General features: G+C 56.3%; 13 protein-coding genes and 2 pseudogenes. 6 read left to right on the top strand and 9 right to left on the bottom strand.

What is annotated here, in order from left to right; translation table 11 throughout:
- Positions 1-123: 123 nt before the first annotated feature.
- Positions 124-1,623, top strand: a complete 1,500-nt coding sequence (locus tag M1D91_RS22400) for a M16 family metallopeptidase (RefSeq protein WP_437434327.1) — start codon at positions 124-126, stop codon at positions 1,621-1,623.
- Positions 1,624-1,733: 110 nt separating this feature from the next.
- On the opposite strand, the gene kdgK is transcribed toward M1D91_RS22400, so the two are convergent.
- Positions 1,734-2,663: a 2-dehydro-3-deoxygluconokinase gene (kdgK, locus tag M1D91_RS22395; RefSeq protein ID WP_437434326.1), complete on the bottom strand. Its 930-nt coding sequence runs from the start codon at positions 2,661-2,663 to the stop codon at positions 1,734-1,736.
- A 239-nt stretch (positions 2,664-2,902) separates the two neighbouring features.
- Between kdgK and pdeH the strand changes: the two genes are divergently transcribed.
- Together pdeH and M1D91_RS22385 are read left to right on the top strand one after the other, a co-directional pair.
- Positions 2,903-3,673 (top strand): cyclic-guanylate-specific phosphodiesterase, encoded by a 771-nt coding sequence (pdeH, locus tag M1D91_RS22390; protein ID WP_437434325.1) that lies wholly within the window; start codon positions 2,903-2,905, stop codon positions 3,671-3,673.
- A 68-nt stretch (positions 3,674-3,741) separates the two neighbouring features.
- Positions 3,742-5,796, top strand: a complete 2,055-nt coding sequence (locus M1D91_RS22385) for an AsmA family protein (protein ID WP_437434324.1) — start codon at positions 3,742-3,744, stop codon at positions 5,794-5,796.
- A 1,307-nt stretch (positions 5,797-7,103) separates the two neighbouring features.
- Here the strand turns inward: M1D91_RS22385 and M1D91_RS22380 are convergent.
- A pseudogene (locus M1D91_RS22380) lies at positions 7,104-7,445 on the bottom strand (helix-turn-helix domain-containing protein); the annotation flags it as partial.
- Between M1D91_RS22380 and M1D91_RS22375 the strand changes: the two are divergent.
- Positions 7,434-7,706 (top strand): annotated as a pseudogene (locus M1D91_RS22375) (glycoside hydrolase family 127 protein); the annotation flags it as partial. The pseudogenes M1D91_RS22380 and M1D91_RS22375 overlap by 12 nt on opposite strands.
- Positions 7,707-7,746: 40 nt before the next feature.
- Here the strand turns inward: M1D91_RS22375 and dbpA are convergent.
- The 4 genes from dbpA to M1D91_RS22355 all read right to left on the bottom strand — a co-directional run bounded on the left by dbpA (position 7,747) and on the right by M1D91_RS22355 (position 9,964).
- Positions 7,747-9,120 carry an ATP-dependent RNA helicase DbpA gene (gene dbpA, locus M1D91_RS22370; protein ID WP_437433402.1) on the bottom strand — a complete coding sequence of 458 codons (1,374 nt, stop codon included), beginning with the start codon at positions 9,118-9,120 and terminating at the stop codon, positions 7,747-7,749.
- An 81-nt stretch (positions 9,121-9,201) separates the two neighbouring features.
- Entirely contained in the window at positions 9,202-9,333 is a 132-nt protein-coding gene (locus tag M1D91_RS22365; RefSeq protein ID WP_437433403.1) for a hypothetical protein, read from the bottom strand.
- 66 nt (positions 9,334-9,399) lie between these two features.
- Entirely contained in the window at positions 9,400-9,807 is a 408-nt protein-coding gene (locus M1D91_RS22360; RefSeq protein WP_437433404.1) for a type II toxin-antitoxin system HicB family antitoxin, read from the bottom strand.
- A gap of 16 nt (positions 9,808-9,823) precedes the next feature.
- Positions 9,824-9,964, bottom strand: a complete 141-nt coding sequence (locus tag M1D91_RS22355) for a type II toxin-antitoxin system HicA family toxin (protein ID WP_437433405.1) — start codon at positions 9,962-9,964, stop codon at positions 9,824-9,826.
- A 290-nt stretch (positions 9,965-10,254) separates the two neighbouring features.
- On the opposite strand from M1D91_RS22355, the gene M1D91_RS22350 reads away from it, so the two are divergent.
- Entirely contained in the window at positions 10,255-11,142 is an 888-nt protein-coding gene (locus M1D91_RS22350; RefSeq protein ID WP_437433406.1) for an ROK family protein, read from the top strand.
- Positions 11,143-11,174: 32 nt separating this feature from the next.
- On the opposite strand, the gene selB is transcribed toward M1D91_RS22350, so the two are convergent.
- The 3 genes from selB to M1D91_RS22335 all read right to left on the bottom strand — a co-directional run bounded on the left by selB (position 11,175) and on the right by M1D91_RS22335 (position 15,103).
- Complete coding sequence (gene selB, locus M1D91_RS22345; RefSeq protein ID WP_437433407.1) at positions 11,175-13,016, bottom strand: selenocysteine-specific translation elongation factor; 1,842 nt, start codon at positions 13,014-13,016, stop codon at positions 11,175-11,177.
- Positions 13,013-14,401 carry an L-seryl-tRNA(Sec) selenium transferase gene (selA, locus tag M1D91_RS22340; protein WP_437433408.1) on the bottom strand — a complete coding sequence of 463 codons (1,389 nt, stop codon included), beginning with the start codon at positions 14,399-14,401 and terminating at the stop codon, positions 13,013-13,015. The genes selB and selA overlap by 4 nt, the downstream gene beginning before the upstream one ends.
- Positions 14,402-14,494: 93 nt before the next feature.
- Positions 14,495-15,103 carry a glutathione S-transferase gene (locus tag M1D91_RS22335; protein ID WP_437433409.1) on the bottom strand — a complete coding sequence of 203 codons (609 nt, stop codon included), beginning with the start codon at positions 15,101-15,103 and terminating at the stop codon, positions 14,495-14,497.
- Positions 15,104-15,636: 533 nt separating this feature from the next.
- Here M1D91_RS22335 and M1D91_RS22330 point away from each other — a divergent pair.
- Positions 15,637-17,547, top strand: coding sequence for a PTS mannitol transporter subunit IICBA (locus M1D91_RS22330; RefSeq protein ID WP_437433410.1), 1,911 nt, complete (start codon positions 15,637-15,639; stop codon positions 17,545-17,547).
- The last annotated feature ends 207 nt before the right edge of the window (positions 17,548-17,754 follow it).

Here is a 17,754-nt window from a genome sequence, read left to right as displayed (position 1 = left end):
ATATTTCACTTTGCCGTGAGACATTTTCGCTTTTACGGGGTCTAACACCCAGTGTTAGCGATCTTTGGCCTCCCACGATAGCGGGGCTAACTTTTTAACCAGGAATGTTGATTAGGGGTTCTCATGCAGGGCACAAAAATTCGATTGTTAACAGGCGGTTTGCTGATGCTGGCAGCTGTCGGTTATGTGCAGGCAGAAGCACTCCAGCCAGATCCCGCCTGGCAACAGGGGACGCTGGCAAACGGTTTACAGTGGCAGGTTTTAGCCACCCCTCAGCGTCCAAGCGATCGCGTTGAGGTTCGCCTGTCAGTCAATACGGGGTCACTCACTGAAAGTACCCAACAAACCGGCTTCAGCCACTTTATTCCTCGCATTGCGCTGACCCACAGCGGCAGCCTGCAACCGACCCAGGTGCGCTCACTCTGGCGTCAGGGGATTGATCCCAAACGCCCACTGCCTCCTGCGCTGGTGTCGTATGAATACACCATGTTTAACCTCAGTCTTCCGAACAACCGCAGCGATCTGCTTAAAGAGGCGCTGCAGTGGTTGTCAGACAGTACCGGAAGACTCACCATTACGCCTGAAACGGTGAACCATGCGCTGGCCAGTGAAGATATGGTGGCCACCTGGCCGGGCAATACCAAAGACAGCTGGTGGCGCTATCGTCTTAAGGGGTCAACGCTGTTAGGGCACGATCCGGCAGAAAGCCTTAAGCAACCCGTGGATATCAAGCAGCTTCAGGCTTTTCACCAGAAATGGTATACACCGGATGCGATGACGCTGATCGTGGTGGGGAATGTCGATACCCGCGGCGTGGTTGAACAAATCAATAAAGTCTTTGGCGACCTGAAGGGCAAGCGTGAAACGCCTGCGCCCGTGCCTACACTGTCAGCGATTCCGCGTCAGCCGGTGAGTATCATGACCGATTCCGTATCGCAGGACAGGCTCGCTATCACGTGGGATAGCGCATGGCAGCCGATTCGTGAGTCAGCAGCCTTGCAGCGCTACTGGCGTGAGGATCTGGCCCGCGAAGCCCTGTTCTGGCATCTCCAGCAGTATCTGACGAAAGCGAATAACAAAGAGATTGGCCTCGGCTTCGACTGCCGGGTGCTGTTCCAGCGTGCCCAGTGCGCGATTAACCTCGATTCACCGAATGACAAACTGCAAAGCAATGTAGGCGTGGTCGCCCGCGAGCTGGCGAAGGTCCGTGATAACGGTCTGGCAGAAGAGGAGTTCAACGCCTTAGTGGCGCAAAAGAATCTCGAACTGCAGAAACTGTTCGCCACCTACGCCCGCGCGGATACGGATATTCTCATCAGCCAGCGGATGCGTTCGTTACAGAATCAGGTCGTGGATATTGCCCCCGAGCAGTATCAGAAACTGCGGCAAAACTTCCTTGCCTCTCTGACGAAAGAAGAGCTGAACCAGGATTTGCATCAGCAGCTTTCTCAGGATATGGCATTAATTCTGCTCCAGCCAAAAGGGGAGCCGGAATTTAATATGAAGGAGTTGCAGGCAGGCTGGGAAACCTTTATGTCGACCGGAGATGCCGCTCCAGTAGCGACGCCGGTGGGCAGTGAGGAACCGCATTCCGACGTTTCGGATATTCCGCCAAAACCCTAGTCCACTAAAAAGCCGGGTAGCGCTAACGCGACCCGGCTTTTTGCTTTCATCCCAGACGACAACTGGCCCCTTCGTCCCTTTGGAAAGAAGGTGAGGGGAAAAATCTCGTCTTAGTTCGGCATCGCGTCGCGAGGGATGATTGCCCCACGGTACTGAATCACCGTACTGGCCGTTAAATGACCACGTTTTGCCGCTGCCTGTGCATCGCCACCGGTCAGGCGCACCGCCAGATAACCGGCGCTGAAGGAATCGCCTGCGGCCGTGGTGTCCACCACGCTCTCTTTTGGCAGTTTCACCGCTGGCACCTCTTTTAACGCTTCACCTTCAATGGCCACGAGGCAGGAGTCGGCACCGCGTTTAATCACGATCTCTTTCACGCCTGCCTGCTGAGTGCGGGCAATGACCTCTTCTACCGGCATCGCGCCCCAGAGCAGGTCTTCATCGTCCAGCGTCAGGAAAGCAATATCGGTGCAGGCAAGCATCTGCTGGTAAACCAGACGCGTCTCTTCTTTGCTGGCCCACAGGCGCGGACGGTAGTTATTATCAAAAATAACCTTACCGCCGTTTGCACGGCACGCCTGCAACAGTGACAGCAGTTTCTGGCGACTGGCCGGGCTGAGAATGGCCAGGCTGATACCGCTCAGATACAGATAATCGAAGGAGGCCAGCGATTCGCAGATGGCGGCGGACTGCTCGCTCTCCAGCCAGAACTTCGCGGCCGCTTCGTTACGCCAGTAGTAGAAGGTGCGTTCGCCGGTTTCATCGGTTTCGATGTAATACAGACCGGGAAGGCGGTTTTCCATACGCTGAGTCAGGCTGGTATCGACGTTTTCTGCCTGCCAGGCATCCAGCATCTGCTGACTGAAATTGTCGGTGCCGAGGGCGGTCACATAGTGTACGGACAGGTCTGTTGGCTCGACCTGACGAGCGATATAGACCGAGGTGTTAAGCGTGTCGCCACCAAAGCCACGATTAACGTCCGTGCCCTTTTGTGACAGTTCAATCATGCATTCGCCAATAACCGCAATTTTCTTTGACATAGTCGGAACCTGAATCAGATGAATTAACAATAGTGTGCTGTGTGCGTGTTTCGTGGTCAACTATATTAAAACATCGTTCCATTATTTATTTGAGCTCACGCGTGTTCTGTGCAATCAGCTGAAAACACCTGCCGGGCTTTTTAAGAATGCGTCTTTTGTGGACGTAAAGTTATCTGCCGTTACGCCGATAACCCAATGGCGAGTTCTTTTCGGTACTTATCTTCAACAGGACAGGCGAAATGAAGTTAAAGCAGGTTATCCAGCGGCTAAACTATCCTGAGGCAAGCGTTGAAAGCTTGCAGGAGCGTCGTTACTGGCTGCAGTGTGAGCTTGCTTATACTTATCAGCCTATCTACAAGACTGACGGTCGCCTGATGGCGATTGAGGTGCTGACCGTGGTAACGCATCCCAGTAAACCCGGTGAGCGCATTGCTCCGGATCGCTATTTTTCTGAAGTCGCCGTTCGCCAGCGCGTTGATGTTGTGCATGAGCAGATTGCCCTGTTAGCGAAGCAGCACGCCTTCTTCATCGAAAATAATGTCCTGGCGTCGGTCAATGTGGATGGCCCCACGCTGCTGGCAATGCGCCAGAACAAAGCGCTGAGAGCCCTGATTGAAACCGTACCCTGGATCCGTTTTGAGCTGGTGGAACACATTCGTCTGCCGGAAGACACCACTCTCGCGATGATCAGCGATATGGGACCGTTGTGGCTGGATGATTTCGGCACCGGTATGGCCAACTTCTCCGCGCTCGGCGAGATGCATTACGACTACATTAAAGTCGCGCGTGACCTCTTCATCATGCTGCGTAAAACGCCGGAAGGGCAGAACCTGTTTGCGCTGCTGCTCCAGCTGATGAACCGCTATTGTCAGGGTGTGATTGTGGAAGGGGTGGAAACGCTGGAAGAGTGGCGTGACGTTCAGAATTCTCCGGCTTTTGCAGCCCAGGGTTACTTCCTTTCCCGCCCGGTTCCACTGGAAACGCTCGACCGCGTCATTCTTGACCTCTAAGCATCGCCCCTTTCCGCCAGCCTCGGCTATCTTTATGACAGGCAAGGCTTTAAAGAAAGGGCGCCCGCATGACAAAAACACGGAAAATTATTCTCGCCGTCACTGGAACATTACTGCTACTGGTTGTCGTGGCGATCGTTATTATTGCGACTTTTGACTGGAATCGTCTCAAACCCACTATTAATGAGAAGGTCTCCACCGAACTTAACCGGCCCTTCGCCATTCGAGGCGATCTGGGGGTGGTCTGGGAGCGTCAGAAAGAGGAGAGGGGCTGGCGAAGCTGGGTGCCCTGGCCGCACATTCATGCTGATGACATTATTCTTGGCAACCCGCCAGAGATCCCGGAAGTCACTATGGTACATCTGCCGCGCGTAGAAGCCACTCTGGCGCCACTGGCGCTGCTCACCAAAACCGTCTATCTGCCGTGGATCAAGCTGCAAAAACCGGATGCCCGGTTGATTCGGCTCTCTGAGAAGAATAATAACTGGACCTTTGATCTCGCCGGCGATGAAAACAAAGACCCCAATGCTCAGCCCTCCAGTTGGGCGTTCCGCCTTGATAATATTCTCTTCGATCAGGGGAAAGTGACGGTTGACGATAAGGTCAGCAAAGCGGATATCGAGATCCTCATTGACCCACTGGGTAAGCCAGTGCCCTTTAACGAAATCACCGGTGACAATAAAGATAACGCGCAGGTGGCTGACTATGTCTTTGGGCTGAAGGCAAAAGGGCGTTACAACGGCCAGCCGCTCACCGGCACGGGAAAAATTGGCGGTATGCTGGCATTACGCAGCGAAGGAACGCCATTCCCGGTACAGGCAGATTTTCGCTCCGGTAACACCCGCGTGGCATTCGTTGGTAAGGTTAACGACCCGATGAAAATGGGCGGCGTGGATCTGCAACTGAAATTTGCCGGCAATTCCTTGAGCGAACTCTACGACCTGACAGGTGTGCTGCTGCCGGATACGCCGCCGTTCGAAACGGACGGGCATCTGATTGCTAAAATCGATGCTGAGAAAAGCTCCGTCTACGATTATCGCGGGTTTAACGGACGTATTGGCGACAGTGATATTCACGGTTCGCTGACCTACACCACCGGTAAACCTCGCCCGAAACTTGAAGGCGATCTTGAGTCAACGCAGCTGCGACTCGCAGACCTGGGGCCGCTGATTGGCGTTGATTCCGGTAAAGGCGCAGAAAAATCGAAGCAGGCTGAGCAGAAAAAAGGTGAGAAAAATCTCCAACCTGCCGGGAAAGTGCTGCCTTATGACCGCTTTGAAACCGACAAATGGGACGTGATGGATGCCGATGTGCGCTTTAAAGGTAAACGCATAGAGCATGGTAGCTCCCTGCCGATAAGCGATCTGTCAACGCACATCATTTTGCAAAATGCTGACCTCAAACTGAGTCCACTCAAGTTCGGCCTTGCGGGGGGCACCATCTCCTCCCATATCCGCCTCGAAGGGGATAAAAAACCGATGCAGGGGCGGGCGGAGATCCAGGCGCGGCGGCTGAAGCTCAAAGAGCTGATGCCGGATGTAGAACTGATGCAGAAGACGCTGGGTGAAATGAATGGCGATGCAGACTTCCGGGGAACCGGGAACTCGGTGGCAGCGCTTCTTGGCACCAGCAACGGCAACCTGAAACTGTTGATGAACGATGGTCTTATCAGCCGGAACCTGATGGAGATTGTCGGGCTTAATGTCGGGAATTACCTGGTCGGGCAGCTTTTTGGTGACGATGAGGTACGGGTCAACTGTGCGGCAGCGAACCTTAACCTGGTCAACGGCGTGGCCCGTCCGCAAATCTTCGCCTTTGATACAGAGAATGCGCTCATTAACGTGACCGGGACCGCAAGCTTTGCCTCAGAGCAACTGGATTTGACCATCGATCCGGAGAGTAAAGGCATCCGTATCGTGACCCTGCGTTCACCGCTCTATGTGCGCGGAAGCTTTAAAAACCCGCAAGCCGGTGTTAAAGCCGGGCCACTGATTGCCCGTGGTGCCGTGGCGGCAGCGCTGGCAACGCTGGTCACGCCCGCGGCTGCGCTGCTGGCGCTGGTGTCGCCATCGGAAGGTGAAGAGAATCAGTGCCGGACGATACTGTCGCAGATGAAGAAGTAAGTATTGTGCGGTGACTGCCCCTCACCCCAACCCTCTCCCCGAAGGGGCGAGGGGGAAAAGCGTACCCGGTCTTGCATGCGAGGTGATCGGAACCGTTTCGCATACGGCTGGCGCAGTTTGAGACGGGCACGACCCTGACCCTCTCCCTGAGGGAGAGGGTCAGGGTGAGGGGAGAATTTTGTACGGGCACGGACGGTCCCCTCGCTCTCCGGGGAGAAGGCCAGGGTGAAGGGGGAATTGTATGTGGGCACGGACCGTTCCCTCGCCCCTTTGGGGAGAGGGTCAGGGTGAGGGGGAACATTCCGCACGATTGCTCAAGGAGAGACTGTTGCGGATAGTGGAACAGCCCATGCAGGCTACGTGGAATGGTTCCGTTCACCGTAAGTTCATTTTTCTCTGAAGCCACCGCACCCGTGAACGTGCAAGGGAGGCTCGCCGCCGCCTCCCTTGCAACCCGGGCTCCCGGCCAGGAAAATCGCCGCAGCGCGGTCCGTTCGTCCTATGCCGCCGTGCTGTCGGGTCGGGGACCAGCCTGCATCCCTGCAGGCTATCCCCTCCGCCCGCGTCCCTGCGGGCGGTCCCGGCCCGTCGTCAACGCCTCACCGATTTTCAGCCGGACCGCACCCCCCCGCTGTACGCCAGGAGTTACAGATAAAAAGCCTTTGCTGTTAAAAGCCAAAAACCGCGCGGTGGGTCAGGTGTGGTGGGTCCGTCTGAAAAGTACCGACGCGTTTTCGCGGGGCCGGGGCGACGCGCAGGGATGCGCGGCGAGGGCGCGCGTTGCAGGGACGCTGCATCGCGCCCGGTCCCGGAAAGCCCGGAGAAACACGCGGAGGGTCACCGCGAAGCGGCAGTTTTCGTGCCGGGAGCCGGGATTGTTAAGGGCGTGGCGGAGAACGCTTAACACGTTCACGGGGGAAGGTACTGCATGGAAGCGCGGCACATGAAGTGAACGGAACGATTCCACCGGAGGTAAGCGGAACCCTTTAAGCCAGTCACCCACTGTTCCCCTCACCCCGACCCTCTCCCCAAAGGGGCGAGGGGGAAAAGCGTGCCCGATTTAGCATGTGAGATGAACGGAACGATTCCATCAGGGGTAAGCAGAACCCTTTAAGCCAGTCACCCACAGTCCCCTCACCCCGGCCCTCTCCCCATAGGGGCGAGGGAGAAAAGCGTGCCCGATTTTACATGCGAGATGAACGGAACGATTCCCTCAGGGGTAAGCGGAACCCTTTAAGCCAGTCACCCACTGCTCCCCTCACCCCAGCCCTCTCCCCAAAGGGGTGAGGGGAAAAGACCGCACAACCTCACCCCGAATTAATATGCTCCTTACAATACCGCCGCTTCCATGCGGCGGGCGTAATGCCGGTGTGCTTGCGGAAAATCTGCCGAAAGTAACCCACATCATGAAACCCGCACTGTATCGCCACCTCCTTTAGCGATAATGAATCGCTTATCAGCAACTTCTCTGCCGCCCGCACCCGCTGGCGATGGATGGCTTCGGTCAGCGTCAGGCGAAAAGCACGACGGTAAACACGCCCCAGATAATCCACATTACAGTGCAACTCTTTTGCCAGCGTTGAGGCCGAAATCGGCAAGTGAAAATGTGTGCCAATCATCTGACGGGCTTTCCATGCCAGCGCGATACCGGGGAAGAGCTGCATAACCTGTGGCTGCCACCGGATGCGCAGTTCCATGTCTTTGAGGGGAAGGGTATTTTTGCCCACAAGATGCTGATACAGACGCAGGGAGTAAAACAGACCACCGCCGATGCCACGCAGCAGCCTCTGTGGCGCTATGACAAGATGCCCGCCAGCACTACGCCGCAGACGCTCACCTTTATTCCGTGGTTTAGCTGGGCCAACCGGGGAGAGGGGGAGATGCGCATCTGGGTAAACGAGAAGCGTTGAGAAGACGCTGATGGCCCGTGAACACGGGCCATTTTAAGGATTACTTGAGCAGGCGAACGCGGCAGGCTTTGCCTTTGATTTTACCCTGCGACAGCTGTTTATACGCTTTGTTTGCCACCGACTGGCGAACCGCCACATAAGCGTGCATCGGGTGCATGACAATCTTGCCGATGTCGGCCCCGTCCAGCCCGATATCCCCGGTCAGGGCACCGAGAATGTCGCCCGGTCGCATTTTGGCTTTTTTACCGCCATCAATGCACAGGGTCGCCATGTCAGCCTCAAGCGGCTTGACGCTGCTGCTGATAACCGGCGTTTTCCACTCCAGAGAAAGGGCCAGCATTTCGCTGAGAATAGCGGCGCGCTGAGCCTCTTCCGGCGCACATAAACTGATCGCCAGACCGCTCTCACCGGCGCGTGCGGTGCGTCCGATGCGGTGAACGTGCACTTCCGGGTCCCAGGAGAGTTCGAAGTTAATCACCATCTCCAGCGATTTGATGTCCAGACCACGGGCGGCAACGTCGGTCGCCACCAGCACGCGGCTGCTGCCGTTGGCAAAGCGCACCAGCGTCTGATCGCGATCACGCTGTTCCATATCGCCGTGCAGAGCCAGCGCGCTCTGGCGCTGAGCGTTCAGTGCATCGCACACTTCCTGGCAATCTTTTTTGGTGTTGCAGAACACCACGCAGGACGCGGGTTGATACTTGCTCAACAGACTCATCAGTAGCGGAATTTTTTCCCGGCGCGAGGCTTCGAAGAACTGCTGCTCAACCGCAGGAAGCGCATCGACCGCATCGATCTCAATGTTCAGCGGGTCACGCTGGAATCGGGTGCTGATGGCGGCAATGCCTTCCGGCCAGGTCGCCGAGAACAGGAGCGTCTGACGGTGTGCCGGCGCATGGCCGAGGATGTCAACGATGGCATCGCTAAAGCCCATATCCAGCATACGATCCGCTTCGTCCAGCACCAGGGTTTTTAGCGCTGCCAGTGAGACCGTCCCTTTTTGCAGGTGATCAAGCAGACGGCCCGGCGTGGCAACGATGATATGTGGCGCGTGCACGAGCGAATCGCGCTGCGCACCAAAAGGTACGCCGCCAAACAGGGTCAGAATTTTGATATTAGGCAGATAGCGCGCCAGGCGACGCAACTCATTCGCCACCTGATCCGCCAGTTCGCGGGTAGGGCACAACACCAGAGACTGCGTCACAAACCGCCCGGCTTCGATATGCTGCAGCAGGCCAAGACCAAAGGCGGCGGTTTTGCCGCTGCCGGTTCTCGCCTGGGCACGCACATCTTTCCCCTCAAGGATTGCCGGCAGTGCCGCCGCCTGGACCGGGGTCATGGTGTGATAACCCAGCTCATTCAGGTTGGCGAGAAGTTCAGAAGGCAAAGCATTTAAGGTTGAAAAGGCAGTCACGGTGTTATCCCGAAGTCAGTAGCAGGCCGCTATGCTAGCAGACTCTGCGGGTCCGGTCATCGCGCCTGCCTGGGTTTACTTTTAACTCGCCTTAAAAGGGTCTTTCTTGTCGTCTTTACTGTCATCGCGCTTACGGGGGATCTCACCCTGCTTATTAGGCGCATCTTTAACTTCTTTGACCTGCTCTTCTTCGGATTTTGGTGTGTTGGACATGATTTTCTCCCTTGTCGTTGTTCAGTAAGTATAGACAACAGAAGTTTGAAGCCGGGAATAAGGTGATTAGCCTGGCAATACACGTCGCGCCGCTTCGGCCAGAAAGGCACTGCGATTGCTGAATTCAGGGTTATCGTGCACGAAAACATCGATTTTGCTGAGCAAACGGCGAGGCAGAGTGATGTTGATACGCTCAGCCCGGCCATCGAACTGATTCATATTAATATCCACCAGCAACCATTGGCCTTCGACAAATTCCTCTGCCCGCTGCTGTAAATGCTGTTCAACCGCAGTTGCTACTGGCAAAACCTGCCCCAACTCACACAGGGTTTCGAAATGTGCGGTGAGTGCACCTTGCGCATCCTTAAACGCTTCGTTCAGGCTATCACCCGCAAAAAAACAGCCAGGTACGTCGGGGAAAAAACCGCTGGCGCTGCCATCAGCATCAGAGTGTATGTAGGCCGGATAAAACATTTCTGGCTCCTGCGAATTAAGGTTTAATGCCTGCCTGCCGCCAGATTTGCGCCAGCGTGCCAGGTTTGATGTCTTTGCGAGGATGCGGAACCGTTACCAGTCCAGACCGAAGCGGGTGGCTAAACTGATGATGACTTCCTTTTGTTCTGATAAGCACCCATCCCTGTTTTTTTGAGTATTACCATCACCTCTGCGCTGGTCACTTTCCATGTCCCCCGCTTTAAATTATACACATCATACACACGAATTTATCTATAGCGATCACATTAACGCAGTACAGCGCGGTTTTCATCGAGAGGAAGCAGATCCTGGGAAGAGGTGCGCAAAAATTTCCTCTGCAAAATCATCCTGAGGGAATAGAGATTCAGTCATTACCTGGATTTACAGTTTTCCCGTAGCAGTAAGCCATAATTAATCTGACTATCCGGGACAGCGCAGGGAGAAGAGATGCAACGATTTATCGGTTTTGACGTGGGCGGAACCCACATCAAATATGGCGTGATCACCGAAGAAGGCGAAGAGCTGTTTAATGAGGAATATGACACGCCAGAGGATGAAAAAACGTTCAGGCAGCGCTGGCAGGAAGCGGTGGAAAAGTGCCAGCGCGATCATGATATTGCCGCCATAGGCGTCAGTTTTCCTGGCCATATCAACCCACATACCGGGCTTGCTGCCAAAGCGGGGGCGGTGGATTTTCTGGATGGCGCCAATCTGCTGGAACTTTTCGGTGAACTCACCGATCTCCCCTTAACCGTAGAGAACGATGCTAACTGCGCTGCCCTGGGTGAACAGTGGCGCGGCGCAGGAAGGCGTTATGACAGCCTGGTCTGCATTACGGTGGGCACCGGTATCGGCGGCGGTATTATCGTCGACCGTGACCTCTATCGTGGCGCACATTTTCGGGCAGGAGAGTTTGGCGTGATCCCGGTCGGCAACGGCGGAGAGACGATGCATGAGGTCGCCTCTGCCAGTGGCTTAATGACCGCCTGTCGAAAAGCGCTGGGGGTGCCTGAAGAAGAGATGCCACATGGCAAAGAGATTTTCGACAGGATGGACAGTGACGTTCATCTGCGCGAAGCAGTGAACGATTGGGCGCATTTTCTGGCCCGCGGCGTGTACGGTGTGATTTCCATGTTTGATCCGCAGGTCCTGCTGATTGGCGGCGGTATCAGCGAGCAGAAAAAACTCTATCCCCTGCTTGAACGTCATCTGCAAACCTTTGAACTCTGGGATGCCCTGAAAGTCCCGATCCTCCCATGCGAACTGGGCAACCAGGCGGGTCGGCTGGGCGCGGTCTGGCTGGCAAAACGCAAAATCGCCACTAAAGCCTCTTAACGTCACGGCGGCTTTAGGGGCCGCCGTGATAGTTATCTGGTGAACAAGGCCCTGTCGCGCAGGATATGGTCGTTACCACGGCGACGGGTAAAACCAATGCGGTCAAAATATTCCAGAATCTGAATCGCCAGTTTGCGTCCGACGTTTAGCGTATCGCGAAAATCGGCAGCGCTGGTGGAACCGTGAACCGGATCCCGGTCGCGGATCATGCTGGCGAAGGCAACAATACGATCGTTGCGGTAATAACGATCTTTCACGATCGCCGTAATCAGCCCCTGCTGCGCCGCCTGACGTAGCACGCCGCGCATCATCTGTTCATCCGTGCCCGTCTCCCGTGCCAGATCCCTTACCCACCAGGGCTCGTCGCCAAAGCGTGCCTCGGTACGCTCCCAGATAGCCGCCTGCTCCGGGGTAAAACCGGCCTTGTGATCCGGCAGGTGTAGCCAGCCGTGGTGGCTCTCAATGTCACCGCTTTCACGCATGCGCTCAATGAGTGTCAGCACCAGCGCCTCGTCTTCCATCGGCAATGCCATACGCCGCAGACGTTCGCGGCCGGGGCCGGGTTCGTCGGCGTGTTGCGCGTGGTAGGTCGCAAGCGTAGTAAGCAGCTTACGCTGCCAGCTTGCCGCCACCGGCGCATTGAGGAGATTATCGCCGGCGCGAATAAAACCGGGCTCATTCAGTAGTGCCGCAAGCCCGGCGTCATTCAACTGACGAGCCCAGGTAAAGGCCGGGAGGTTCACCGCGCCACGCTGCAAATGCACCGCCAGCGCCTGCGCATCGGTTTGGGTGACCGCCAGTTCGCCCAGCCACTGCTGGTATTCCGGCTTGCGCTTGCCGCGGCGTGGCGGGTGCAGCGTCACCACCCTTGCGCCGCCCAGCGTCTCCCGCGCCGAGATGTCACGAAGTACCAGGCGATCGTTGTCGGCCAGCCACAGCGGGGTGTCCAGCACCAGTTCTGCCAGATTGTTATCCAGAAGTGAAACGCGCCCGGTGATATGGCTGGCAGCATGGTGAATGTGCAGAGGCTGCCACTGGGTGAGCGGCACGAAGGTCTGTAATGCCACAATTACCCGCTCCGCCGGTTCAGGCGGTGGCGTGGAGAGCAGCCAGTCGCCACGGGTTAAATCCTCTTTTTGCGCATTCCCGGCGATGTTAAGCGCAATGCGCTGCCCGGCGTGGGCTTTCTCAGCAGGCTGATTCTGCGCATGCAGGCCGCGCACGCGCATGGCGGTATTTGCCCCGGTCACCCACAGGGTCTCGCCCACCTTCACATCGCCAGACAGGGCGGTCCCGGTCACCACCAGGCCCGCCCCTTTCACGGTGAAGGCGCGATCCAGCGCGAGACGAAAACGCTGATGTTGAGGATGGGGGCGCGCAGGCAGTTGCAACAGATGGGCACGCAGCTCCTCAATGCCGCGCGATTGCGTGGCTGCCGTGACGAAGAGCGCCGCCTCCTGCCAGCCGTATTCACGCAGGGTTTGTTGTACCTCATCACGCACCGCAGCAATACGCGCCGCGTCCACGCGATCGGCCTTGGTCAGGGCCACCGTTAATGACGGGTTCCCGGTCAGTTGCAGAATGGCAAGGTGCTCACGCGTTTGCGCCATGACACCATCATCACAGGCGACCACCAGCAGCGCGTGGTCGATGCCGCCGACACCTGCCAGCATATTGGACAGGAATTTTTCGTGGCCCGGAACGTCAATAAAACCCGGCACGCTGCCGTCCGGTTGCGGCCAGTAGGCATAGCCGAGGTCGATGGTCATCCCGCGCGCTTTCTCTTCCGGTAACCGGTCGGCATTCACGCCCGTTATGGCTTGTAGTAAGGTGGTTTTGCCGTGGTCGACGTGTCCGGCGGTGGCAATGATCATTTCAACAGCATCTCCAGAAAACGGGGTTCATCCTCAAGGCAGCGTAAATCCAGCCATAAACGGCCATCATAAATACGGCCAATAACAGGCTGTTCCAGCTCGCGCCAGGCGGCGGCCAGAGCCTCTACCTGCCGCCCACTGCCATCAACGGGCGTAAAAGTGACCGCGGCACTTGGCAGGCGGTCAACGGGGAGAGAGCCACTGCCTATCTGCGAAAGGCACTCCTCCACCCGTAGCGTAAAGTGGGCGTAGCGACCACTGAGAGCAGCAAGCAGCCGCTGCGCCTGCCGGGTTATCTCTTCCTGCGGGCGGGTGAGTAAGCGCAATGTCGGCAGCTGTTCGTGCAGTTTTTCCGGGTGCAGGTAGAGGCGCAGCGTGGCATCGAGTGCCGCAAGCGTCATCTTATCTGCCCGCAGGGCGCGTTTTAGTGGATGGGACTGCAGCTTTTCAATCAACGCTTTTTTGCCGACGATTATCCCGGCCTGCGGGCCGCCAAGCAGTTTGTCCCCGGAAAAACTCACCAGGCTTACGCCAGCGGCAATTAACGCCTGCACAAGGGGTTCTTTTGGTAATCCGTACTGGCTTAACTCTACCAGCGAGCCGCTGCCCAGATCGGAAATCACCGGAACATTCAGCTCCTCTGCAAGCGTGACCAGCTCGGCTTCCTCTACCGTGCTGGTAAAGCCTTCAATGTGATAATTGCTGGTATGAACCTTCATCAGCAGCGCGGTGTTCTCATCTACCGCCTGACGGTAATCTTTGGCATGAGTGCGATTAGTGGTGCCCACTTCCTGTAACACGCAGCCCGCCTGGCGCATCACATCGGGAATACGGAACGCGCCGCCAATCTCCACCAGCTCACCCCGTGAAACCACCACCTTTTTGCCGCTGGCGGTTGCCGCGAGCATCAGCAGAACGGCAGCTGCATTGTTATTTACGATGCAGGCATCTTCCGCCCCTGTCAGACGGCAGAGCAGGTCTGCTACCGCCCGGTCCCGGTGGCCCCGCCCGGCATCATGCAGTGAGTACTCCAGCGTCACCGGTGAACGCATGGCCTCGGTGACGGCATCAATGGCGGCCTGCGCCTGCGGCGCTCGCCCCAGGTTGGTATGCAGCACCGTGCCGGTCAGGTTGAAGACAGGGCGTAATGCGCACGCGCTGTCGCTCACCAGCCGCTGATATACCGCCTGCGACCAGTTATCGCACCACGCTGGCAGTTGCCGTGCCTTGCAGACCGTAGCACGCGCCTCTTCCTGTAACTGACGTAACGCATCAGCAACCTGACGGTGACCAAAGGCGGCCAGTAAGGGAGAGAACGCCGCTTCACGTAGCAGGCGGTCGGTTGAAGGTATCTGACTGTAAAGCGACTGAATATCCGTTGTCATGGCTGGGCCTGGCTGAGATTTTCCCCTCCGTCGGGAGGGCTAACGACGAGAGGGGATTGTAGCGCGAGTTGATTCAGGCGCACATAACAGGCATCAATCCTTCGGTGGTTCGGTACGGGCGAAGCTCTCACGCTGAAACAGATTCTCCACCAGTTTCACCAGTTTCGGCCTGTCGACACACCAGCCTGGCGAAACGCGGCGGAAGTTAAGGTAACCAATGGCGCAGGCAATCGAAACCGTTGCCAGATCCAGCGCATCGACCTTCAGCGTGCCGTCGGTGAGATATCCTTCGAGGGCGTCGAGCCCGTTACTGATTTTCTCCCGCTGGCGCAGAAGTTCCGCCTCAGACTGCTGTGCTGCGGGGCGGGCCGTTTCCCTGACGGAGACCAGCGCCGCATCCATAATGCCATCCGCCAGCGCCTCAATCTGGCGGATCCTGAGCGCCGCTTTGGCGTCTGTTGGCAGCATAGGCGGAGCGATACCCAATAAATCAATATATTCAGCAATGATCGGGGAGTCGAACCAGATCTCACCGTCGTCCGTGACCAGCGCCGGCACTTTTCCTAATGGGTTGTACTGCATCACGTTATGGGTCGCGTTATAGGGCTGCTCATTCACAAACTCAAAAGTGATGCCTTTCTCCAGCAGAATAATGGAAATTTTGCGTACAAACGGGCTGGTGTAGCTGCCAATCAGTTTCATTACCGTCTCCTTATCGCCAGCAAAGCCTTAAGTATGTACTAAGGTAAACAAATCCGGCGGCAGCCGTTTCATAAATGTGAAAAGTTGTCTGGCTATGGTGAACCGGTTCCCGTCGCCGCTGATGAGATGAAAGTGAATTACAGGTCGTTGTGTCAGCTAAAACCAGAGTTTGCGACCGATCACACTCAGAAAAGTCCTGGCAAAAATATCTTGTGATGTTGATCACAAATGAATAACAAAAACGCCACCACAAATTGTGATAAGAGTCACATTATTAGGGGTGTCACGCTGTTTATTTGCGCTTTGTTCTTTTTCTACACAACCATTTTGTGACGAATATCACGTTAAAGTACGGTGTCACCCCTGCTTTAACGTGATCTAAGTCACATTGCCGGGCGTCATCTGGACAGTTGGCTGATTCGGTGCGAGATTTCGCATCACAGAACACGGGTCCGGCTACCTCTGCCGCCACGTTAACAACAAAACCTCGGGCTTCCGGCCTGTGCGATAGCAAACATAAGAAGGGGTGTTTTATGTCATCCGATATCAAGATCAGAGTGCAAAGCTTTGGTCGCTTCCTCAGCAACATGGTAATGCCAAATATCGGCGCGTTTATCGCGTGGGGTATCATTACCGCTCTGTTTATTCCAACAGGATGGTTACCAAACGAAACGCTGGCGAAGCTCGTCGGCCCAATGATTACTTATCTGCTGCCGCTGCTTATCGGTTATACCGGTGGCCGCCTGGTGGGTGGCGATCGTGGTGGCGTTGTTGGTGCTATCACTACCATGGGGGTTATCGTCGGTGCGGATATGCCGATGTTCCTCGGCGCGATGATTGCAGGTCCTCTGGGTGGCCTGTGCATCAAGAAATTTGACGCTGCCGTAGACGGTAAGATCAAATCCGGTTTTGAAATGCTGGTGAATAACTTCTCCGCTGGCATCATCGGTATGATCCTGGCCCTGCTGGCGTTTCTCGCCATCGGCCCTGCGGTTGAAGTGCTGTCCCGCGGTCTCGCGGCTGGCGTTAACTTCATGGTTGAGCACGACATGCTGCCGCTGGCGTCTATTTTTGTTGAACCGGCGAAAATCCTGTTCCTCAATAACGCCATCAACCACGGTATCTTCTCGCCGCTGGGTATTCAGCAGTCTAATGAAATCGGCAAGTCTATCTTCTTCCTGATCGAAGCTAACCCGGGTCCGGGTATGGGCGTCCTGCTGGCGTACATGTTCTTCGGTCGTGGTAGCGCACGTCAGTCTGCTGGCGGCGCGGCCATCATCCACTTCCTGGGTGGTATTCACGAAATTTACTTCCCGTATGTGCTGATGAACCCACGTCTGCTGATCGCAGTTATCCTTGGGGGTATGACTGGCGTCTTCACGCTGAGCGTGCTGGGTGGCGGTCTGGTTTCTCCGGCATCTCCTGGTTCCATCCTGGCGGTACTGGCGATGACGCCAAAAGGCGCGTACTTCGCCAACATCGTGGCAATTTTCGCTGCGCTGGTCGTCTCCTTCGTTATCGCCGCGATTCTGCTGAAAACCAGCAAAGTCAAAGACGAAGAAGAGGATATCGAAGCGGCCACTCGCCGTATGCAGGACATGAAAGCCCAGTCTAAAGGTGCAACAGCACTGGCAGCGGGTGACGTGACCAACGATCTCAGTCATGTGCGTAAAATCATTGTGGCCTGTGATGCCGGTATGGGTTCCAGCGCAATGGGTGCAGGCGTGCTGCGCAAAAAAGTCCAGGATGCGGGTCTGACCAACATCTCCGTGACCAACAGCGCCATCAACAGCCTGCCGTCTGACGTTGACCTGGTCATTACTCACCGCGACCTGACTGAGCGCGCCATGCGTCAGGTGCCTCAGGCTCAGCACATTTCGCTGACCAACTTCCTGGACAGCGGTCTGTACACCAACCTGACTGAACGCCTGGTGGCTGCACAGCGCCACGCGGATAACTCGGTCAAAGTACAGAGCAGCCTGCAGGACAGTTTGGATACCAGCAACAGCAACCTGTTCAAATTAAGTGCTGAAAACGTCTTCCTTGGCCGCACCGCCAGCAGTAAAGAAGAAGCGATTCGCTTCGCGGGTGAGCAACTGGTGAAAGGTGGTTACGTTCAGCCTGAGTATGTGGAAGCGATGCTGGAGCGCGAAAAACTGACCCCGACCTATCTGGGTGAGTCTATCGCTGTCCCACACGGCACCGTGGAAGCAAAAGACCGTGTACTGAAAACCGGGGTGGTGTTCTGCCAGTATCCGCAAGGCGTGCTGTTCGGTGAAGAGCCGGAAGATGTGGCCCGTCTGGTTATCGGTATCGCTGCGCGAAACAACGAGCACATTCAGGTTATCACCAGCCTGACCAACGCCCTGGATGACGAAACCGTCATTGAGCGTCTGGCTAACACCACAAGCGTTGAAGAAGTGCTGGCGCTGCTGAAGGCATAAAGTCAGAACGCTCCCCTGAAAATTCGGGCGGCGGGAAGGCAGGTAACACAGGGTACTGGTCATTTTTCTAAGTAACCAGAATCCATGAAGACGCCAACCCACCTGCCGCCCGAACCAAACGGGGGCAAACCTCTCCCTCTGGGGAGAGGGTTTGGGTGAGGAGAAACGCGTGCGGTTCCTCACCCCAGCCCTCTCGGGTAAAAACAT

This window comes from Enterobacter sp. SA197 (assembly GCF_054131575.1).
The sequence above is the reverse complement of the archived record's forward strand: the minus strand, read 5'-3'. Positions and strand labels throughout refer to the sequence as shown.

Coding starts and splice junctions, on each gene's coding strand:
- M1D91_RS22400 (WP_437434327.1), top strand. CDS start 124: ATGCAGGGCACAAAAATTCGATTGTTAACAGGCGGTTTGCTGATGCTG.
- kdgK (WP_437434326.1), bottom strand. CDS start 2,663: ATGTCAAAGAAAATTGCGGTTATTGGCGAATGCATGATTGAACTGTCA.
- pdeH (WP_437434325.1), top strand. CDS start 2,903: ATGAAGTTAAAGCAGGTTATCCAGCGGCTAAACTATCCTGAGGCAAGC.
- M1D91_RS22385 (WP_437434324.1), top strand. CDS start 3,742: ATGACAAAAACACGGAAAATTATTCTCGCCGTCACTGGAACATTACTG.
- M1D91_RS22365 (WP_437433403.1), bottom strand. CDS start 9,333: ATGTCCAACACACCAAAATCCGAAGAAGAGCAGGTCAAAGAAGTTAAA.
- M1D91_RS22360 (WP_437433404.1), bottom strand. CDS start 9,807: ATGTTTTATCCGGCCTACATACACTCTGATGCTGATGGCAGCGCCAGC.
- M1D91_RS22350 (WP_437433406.1), top strand. CDS start 10,255: ATGCAACGATTTATCGGTTTTGACGTGGGCGGAACCCACATCAAATAT.
- selB (WP_437433407.1), bottom strand. CDS start 13,016: ATGATCATTGCCACCGCCGGACACGTCGACCACGGCAAAACCACCTTA.
- selA (WP_437433408.1), bottom strand. CDS start 14,401: ATGACAACGGATATTCAGTCGCTTTACAGTCAGATACCTTCAACCGAC.
- M1D91_RS22335 (WP_437433409.1), bottom strand. CDS start 15,103: ATGAAACTGATTGGCAGCTACACCAGCCCGTTTGTACGCAAAATTTCC.
- M1D91_RS22330 (WP_437433410.1), top strand. CDS start 15,637: ATGTCATCCGATATCAAGATCAGAGTGCAAAGCTTTGGTCGCTTCCTC.